A 6,618-nucleotide genomic window follows, 5' to 3' on the forward strand; every position below is an offset into this window, starting at 1 on the left:
GTCAGTTGTCAGTTGTCAGTTGTCAGTTGTCAGTTGTCAGTTGTCAGTTGTCAGTAGTTATGATACCAGCTCCAAGTCCAATGTCGATCTTTTGGTGCGAAGTGCACATCCTACTGGACTAATTAGTAGTTATTGGTTAATAGCTTGCACTCATTAATCGAAAATTTCACAAGAATGACAACTGACCAATGACAACTGACAACTGACAACTGACAACTGACAACTGACCAATGACTCTTAACAATATGACGATACATCTTCCTTGCAATCATCTGCCAAATAGCAGAGAGCTCGAAAGCGCATCCCCACCAATTGTTCGTACAGCGGGTTAAGCTTGCACATCGGTGGAATGTGGACGATTTTGCGGCCAAATAACACGACATCTCGCTCAAACGGACACTGCGGTGGAATCATTTTACAGACAAAACGTGCAACTCTCGGATCGTGAACTTCCCAGCCGTCGAGCCAGTCTTTGACGGGTTGGAGGACGTTTTTTTGGTGAGGTTGAGGTCGCCCAGATATCAGGGGTGTTGCGGCGTTCAAGCTAACGGCTGTTTGGCTGCTGGGGCCCTGGGGTGCGTACCTGCTGTCTTCGATGGTGTGTCGCAGAGATTCGATCGCCTCGACTTTGTGACCCAAAGCTGTGCAAAACTTGTAAAGTACCTCGTCTTCGCTCAGGGAGTACGTACCGTCGGCTAAGGCTACCATGACTGCTGTTCTCAAAAAATTCTCGCCGTTGGCGGTGCCTTTCCCTAACACAGCAGCTAGTTCTTCTGCGGTAATCGGTTCAAAATCTGTCTCAAAAGGTACCGGATGTAGTTCATCCTGAGTTAGATTGGCAATCATTTTTTGCTCGTTTTCGTCAAAGTTGCCGTCAGCCCAAGCAATTGTCAGCAATCCCCGCAGCCAAGCGGCAATCTCTAGATCCGTGCAGTTAGATTTCGCGTTACTCATCAGCGTTTCCAGTTCGACATACCAGTCAATTTGTTGGTTTGGAGCGGGATCAATATTCCACCCTAAATAATTTTTACTGCTTTTTTGCTCGATCGATCTATTTGTTGAAGGTTTGTGCCCGAAGATTGCTCCAAACGCTTGTAGTGGACGTGTTAAAAGCATATTTTTTTTCAGGAGCTTCGCCGATTAGCGAGCTAATCTATGGTTTATTCCGCTTCCTCTAAAATGCCGTCTATCTTGAGGAATAGGTTTCGTTGATTGATTATTAAGTATAGTTGCACCGATTCGAGATAGCGTATCGAATTTTACGTAAATTCAACACCAGATTGATCGAATTTATCGCAAGCAATCACAGGTTTGCCAACATAGGATCTAATCAGCAACCGGGTTTCTTACTGCGGGGCGATCCTCTTCGAGGGCTTCGCTAACAAACTTTGCTATGTTTACATTTTAATATATATTTTTGTAAATTTTTGTGTAACGGCCGCGCAACATTTGACAGGCAGCCGGCTTTATGGTTTTCAAATAAAAAGACTTGAGGCAACTATTACCGCCAGTCAAGGTCTGTGATTGCTGGGGCAGTTTATAAATAACACCATTTCTCAAAAAAATTACTTTGAAAGAAGTATTGGTTTGTTTGCTGAGTCTGTTTGTCAGGTGCGTCACTGTCAGATTTTCTGTGGAATTTAGGGATGATTAACGGCGACGCACCCTACGTCTGTTTGTCAGGTGCGTCACTGTCAGATTTTCTGTGGAATTTAGCGATGATTAACGGCGACGCACCCTGCCCCTGCAAAAGAAGTGTTGGGTTTGTTGGCTAAATCTGTTTGTCAGGTGCGTCGCTGTCAGATTTTCTGTGGAATTTAGCTAGAGCGTGCCGTAACCTCACACCATAATCTTTGATTTGGTGTGAGAGGAATGCGCGTCAATCTCTGGGGTTCAATACCCCTTCTTATTGACAATTTCCTTATCAACTCACGAAGAACCTCACTCTGCTGTCTTTCCTTGATTTCGCAGTATCTTTTTAAGTGTTTCAATTCTTCATCGGTGACTCGAAAATTAACCTGATTCATAGCGTTGTCTCGTATAGCTGTGTGCTATAATCCTAGTATGAAATACACCTACCAGTACAAAGCACTTCCCACAACACAACAGAAGCTAGAGTTAAATCTCTGGCTGCGGATTTGCCAGTACTGGTACAACCGTCAGCTAGGAGATAGGTTTGACTGGTGGCAGATGAATCGCTCACCGGTGGATTCATGCCCGTTAGTGACGGCATTACCCGAATTGCGAGCTCAGCCGAATTATTACAGCCAAAAGAAGTATCTACCAGGACTCAAGAAAGCACCCTTAACGGTTGAATGGTCGGGTGAAGTGTTGGATTTATCACGAGTCCCAGCGAACACATTGCAGGAAGTTTGCAAGCGAGTTGACAAATCGTTTGAGCGTTTCATTGCAGGTGATAGCGCGGGGAAAAGAAGCGGCAAACCTCGGTTTAAGGCTCAATCGCGCTTTCGTTCATTTGTGATTGAAGGTGCTGGACTTGAATTGCATTCTTGCTCTGTCGGTGGCAAGTACTTGTACGTGAAAGTTCCCAAGATTGGATTAATCAAGGTTCGGTCACATCGTCACTTGCCAGATGGTGCGATCCTAAAACAGCTTCAATTCGTTAAAAAGAATGATGGCTGGTTTGTGAATTTACGCTTAGAAGATTCAACCGTGCCTGTTTTACAGAACGACATCATCTCAACTTGGGAAAACTCGCTAGGTATGGATGCGGTGCTGCATGAGGATGACTACCTTGCAACATCTGAAGGCGTGAAGTTGCCATCGCTTAAAGTGTTACGAAAAAGCCAACACAAACTCACTCGCATTTCGCAGAAAAAGAACGCTCGGAAACGCGGTTCTAAGTCACGTCGCCAACTGGCAAAGCGAGAAAGTAAACAGCATCAAAAAATTGCCAGATGTCGTAAAGATTTTCAATACAAGACCGCTCACAAGTTGGTGAGAACGGGTAAAAAAGTTTTCTTTCATGAACACCTTAATCTCAAGGGTCTGTCAAAGCGTAACGCCTCAAAACAAGACGAGACTGGGGCATTCATCCCAAACGGGCAAGCTTCTAAATCTGGACTCAATCTGAGTTGGGCGGATGCTGCGTTCGGTCAATTCTTTCAACTCCTTGGTCACATAGCTGGAAAAGCTGGAGCCGTAGTGATTGCAAAGAATCCCGCTTATACTTCCCAATTACTTGCATACCGAGATGAAGTGATCTTCACTGACTGTAGTATCCGCAACTATTGGGACGCTGACCTAAAACTCTGGGTTGACCGCGACATTAACGCCGCGATCAACGTCCTGAGAGTAGGGCTGGACATTTTCCCTACTATAAAACGCCGTAAAGGTGGCATGGTGATAGTTGGTTCTATCACTGATGATACCTCTAAGGAAGTTCTCCATATTCTCCGGAATATCTGAGAAGCCTACTCCATACCTGTACTCAGGTTGGTGTAGGAGATGTCACGGCTTCTGGGCAGCGACGCACCCTACGTCTCTGCTGACAACTATCAACTGTCAACTGTCAACTGTCAACTGTCAACTGTTACTTAGCTGCGGCGGCACAAAATCCAGCGCAGTTCCATGGGCGGGCGTCCGTTTGCCATCGGGAAGACATCTCTACCCGTGGCCCAACTGGGAAACCAGGGGGTCGGCGGCCAGGCTCCTTCGGGCAGGTGGTGGCGTTCGTACTCCCACACCAATTCGTCGGATATTTGGACTAAGGGTAAGCCTTCCATGGCGGCGGCGAGCTCTTGGGGTGTGAATAAGGTAGACCAGGAAAGTTGTGCCACTTGCCGCACGAGGGCGTCTGGCTGGTAGTCGCCGATGGTTAAAAAGGTGCTGAACAGCAACACGCCTCCGGGACAGAGGAAATCGCACATTTTGGCGAGGAACAGCCGTACTTGATCGCTGTCTCGAAAATGCGAGATGACTTCGGCGGCGACTGCAAGTTGGTAGCGGGCTGGTTTCATCCGCATTAAGGGGTCGAGCACGTCGCCTTCTGTGATTGTGACGGGAAGGTTTTCGGCGCTGACGGCTGTTTTCAATTGTTCGGCAAAAGCTGGGGTTAGTTCGATCGCATCTACAGAATAGCCCAATCTTGCCAGCGGTAAGGTATTGCGCCCGGTACCGGCCCCCACGTCTAAGATGCGGATGCGATCGGGATTTCCCAATTTAGCAGCCGTTGCCATCACTTTTGCATCGGGATGGGAACCAAATAGAGGCGGTTCTCTAGTGTCTACCCAGCTTTTGTACTGTTCTCCAATTGTTGAGGTACTGACCAGCACTTTGCAGGCTAAACCGGTTTGTGGTGGCTGCACTGATTCGTATTGCAGGATCAGGATCGATGCTGTTGAACTGCGATAGCCTTGTTCTAATTTGGTGGCTAACAGCTTGGTGAGTTCTTCTCTGCGTTCTTCTGGGAGGGGTCTGTCGAGGGTGAGAAATAACTTTTCGATTGCCTTGATATAGTGGCTGACCATTCCCGGTACGCAAGGGAAAATTAATTCTCCGCGTGCGGTGACGCGGGTATTAACTTTGTAGAGGATGGCTTGCTGGAGAATTTCGGGATTTACTACCAGCGGTAGCTGTTCGGTTTTGTCGATCGTGCTTTCGGCGCCCATAAGTTACGGAAAAAAGTCAGTTGACAGTTGACAGTTGTTAGTTGACAGTTGTTAGTTGACAGTTGTTAGTAAAAAACAATAGTGTCTTGTAGATATAGCCTTTCTCAGAAAGATTCGCGGACGCATGGGCATGGGGCATAGGGCATGGGCTTGCGCCGGGCATAAGATTAGCGGGCATACCTCACTTTTTTGAGAAAGGCTGTACGATGTTTTTGTCCTTATCTACTTAGAGTTTTGTTTTGGATTAAATTTAAAATTTATAATCTCAAATTTATTAACCGCACAACCAGATTATGTCTAAAAAATCTAGTTAATATACCGCTTATTAAGTTATTTATGTAAAGCGATCGCCAATTACCAATTACCAATTACCCATTACTAATTACCAATTACCTGACATACCTCACCGCCCTTGAGAAGGGCAATATCTCGATCGACTGTAGCGCTGTTAAATTGTATTTTTCAGGACGAGGTGGAAAAAGCAAATCCTCTCGCCTTCTCCCCCTCTCTCGTTTTCCTGTGGGCCATCACAGGCAATTTATCTGGGTAGCAAGTGTAAGCTGGGCTTAGTTGCTGCCGGTAAAAGTCACTTCGGGGAACTTTGACTGAGCTTCAGTCATCGGGCGCCGTCTGCCTTCTTCTTGCCAGTAGTTGATTACTTCTGTAGCTTGGTTGAGGACTTCGACGCGATCGTTGTCAGCAATCCAGTGTTTGGCTTCGAGTTCGTTTTTGAGTTCTTCCCACGCATCCTTGCGGGGCCAGAAAAAATAAGCTGTCAGCGGGCTAGTTCCTTTACCGACAACTTGGTCAACGGCGAGGGCAACATTCTCTTCTAGCCAGAGAACTTTTAAGATGAACTTGGACAAGCAAACCTCCAGGGTTCCGATCGAACTTGTTAAAAATTTCTACAATCGCTAAGCGTAGCACATTCTGTTCAATAATGAGTCATAGGCGATTAAAAGTTTTGTCGCGCGGCTGGGTTTCCCGCTGCTTAGGGGCCCGAAACCGATAAAATTTTGGCACTCACTCGCCCCAGCTATCAGGATAATTAAGTTGTGAACAGATTTATTTTAGTTTTTGACATTGACGGTGTAGTGCGGGATGTGTCCGGTTCGTACAGGCGGGCGATCGCCGATGCGGTAGAACATTTCACGGCTGGTGCTTTTCGCCCGAATTCGATCGACATCGACTCTCTGAAGTCTGAGGGAGTGTGGAATAATGACTGGGAAGCGTCTTTGGAGTTAGTTAGCCGTTATTTTGAGGGGATTGGGCGATCGCGAAATCAACTCGATTTCAACTATGACGAATTAGTAGCATTTTTCCAAAGTCGCTATCGCGGGGATGACGATAAAAATTGGACTGGTTACATTTGTGACGAACCGCTGCTGTTAAGTCCGGCTTACCTGGAAAATTTAACAATTGGAGGCGTTGCTTGGGGATTTTTTAGCGGCGCGATGCGCGATGAAGCAGCTTATGTTTTGTCAGGGAAACTGAGTTTAAATTCCCCCGTATTAGTCGCGATGGAAGATGCACCGGGAAAACCAAATCCGACTGGACTTTTCGCAACAATTGAACAGTTGGAAAGCCTGCACGGTTTAGAAAGCAATTTGCCAGTGATTTATGCAGGAGATACTGTTGCAGATATTTACACGGTGGTGAAAGCGCGGGAATTACAACCGAATCGGGTTTGGCTGGGCGCAGGAATTTTGCCGCCTCACGTTTTGGATGATTCTACTCGCTGTGAAGCCTATGCTGCGGCGCTGAAAAAAGCTGGTGCTGCGGCAGTTTTTACCAATGTCGAGGAGTTGACTGCCGCACGAATTGGAGAATTAGTTAAGACGGCCGTTAAGACGGCCGTTAATACAGATCCGACGGCGGTTGAAACCGCGTCTACACAAACGATGTCCGCCTCCGCGGACTCAAGAAAATAACATAATTTTAACCGTTCGATCTTCAACCGGCGTCCGGCTTGTTTTGTTTGTGTAGA

The 6,618-nt window shown here is 46.7% G+C and carries 5 protein-coding genes; 2 read left to right on the forward strand and 3 right to left on the reverse strand.

Annotated elements, in window-relative coordinates; all coding sequences use genetic code 11:
• Positions 1-237: 237 nt before the first annotated feature.
• Entirely contained in the window at positions 238-1,116 is an 879-nt protein-coding gene (locus QT974_RS28885) for a Mo-dependent nitrogenase C-terminal domain-containing protein (RefSeq protein WP_333471826.1), read from the reverse strand.
• Between the two features lie 948 nt (positions 1,117-2,064).
• On the opposite strand from QT974_RS28885, the gene QT974_RS28890 reads away from it, so the two are divergent.
• The gene (locus QT974_RS28890; RefSeq protein ID WP_333471827.1) at positions 2,065-3,429 is read left to right on the forward strand and encodes an RNA-guided endonuclease InsQ/TnpB family protein; all 1,365 of its coding nucleotides are present in this window, start codon (positions 2,065-2,067) and stop codon (positions 3,427-3,429) included.
• 128 nt (positions 3,430-3,557) lie between these two features.
• Here QT974_RS28890 and QT974_RS28895 read toward each other — a convergent pair whose 3' ends face one another.
• Both QT974_RS28895 and QT974_RS28900 read right to left on the reverse strand, forming a co-directional pair.
• Positions 3,558-4,631, reverse strand: a complete 1,074-nt coding sequence (locus QT974_RS28895; protein WP_333471828.1) for a class I SAM-dependent methyltransferase — start codon at positions 4,629-4,631, stop codon at positions 3,558-3,560.
• Between the two features lie 566 nt (positions 4,632-5,197).
• Entirely contained in the window at positions 5,198-5,509 is a 312-nt protein-coding gene (locus QT974_RS28900) for a 30S ribosomal protein PSRP-3 (RefSeq protein ID WP_293181450.1), read from the reverse strand.
• A 177-nt stretch (positions 5,510-5,686) separates the two neighbouring features.
• Between QT974_RS28900 and QT974_RS28905 the strand changes: the two genes are divergently transcribed.
• Positions 5,687-6,562 carry a TIGR01548 family HAD-type hydrolase gene (locus QT974_RS28905; RefSeq protein ID WP_333471829.1) on the forward strand — a complete coding sequence of 292 codons (876 nt, stop codon included), beginning with the start codon at positions 5,687-5,689 and terminating at the stop codon, positions 6,560-6,562.
• Positions 6,563-6,618 lie beyond the last annotated feature (56 nt).

The sequence above is a fragment of the Microcoleus sp. BM001215392 genome (assembly GCF_036700185.1).
Lineage (GTDB): Bacteria > Cyanobacteriota > Cyanobacteriia > Cyanobacteriales > Microcoleaceae > Microcoleus.

What these genes read in the sequence shown, in the direction of transcription:
- QT974_RS28885 (WP_333471826.1), bottom strand. Translation starts at nt 1,116, where the DNA reads ATGCTTTTAACACGTCCACTACAAGCGTTTGGAGCAATCTTCGGGCAC.
- QT974_RS28890 (WP_333471827.1), top strand. Translation starts at nt 2,065, where the DNA reads ATGAAATACACCTACCAGTACAAAGCACTTCCCACAACACAACAGAAG.
- QT974_RS28895 (WP_333471828.1), bottom strand. Translation starts at nt 4,631, where the DNA reads ATGGGCGCCGAAAGCACGATCGACAAAACCGAACAGCTACCGCTGGTA.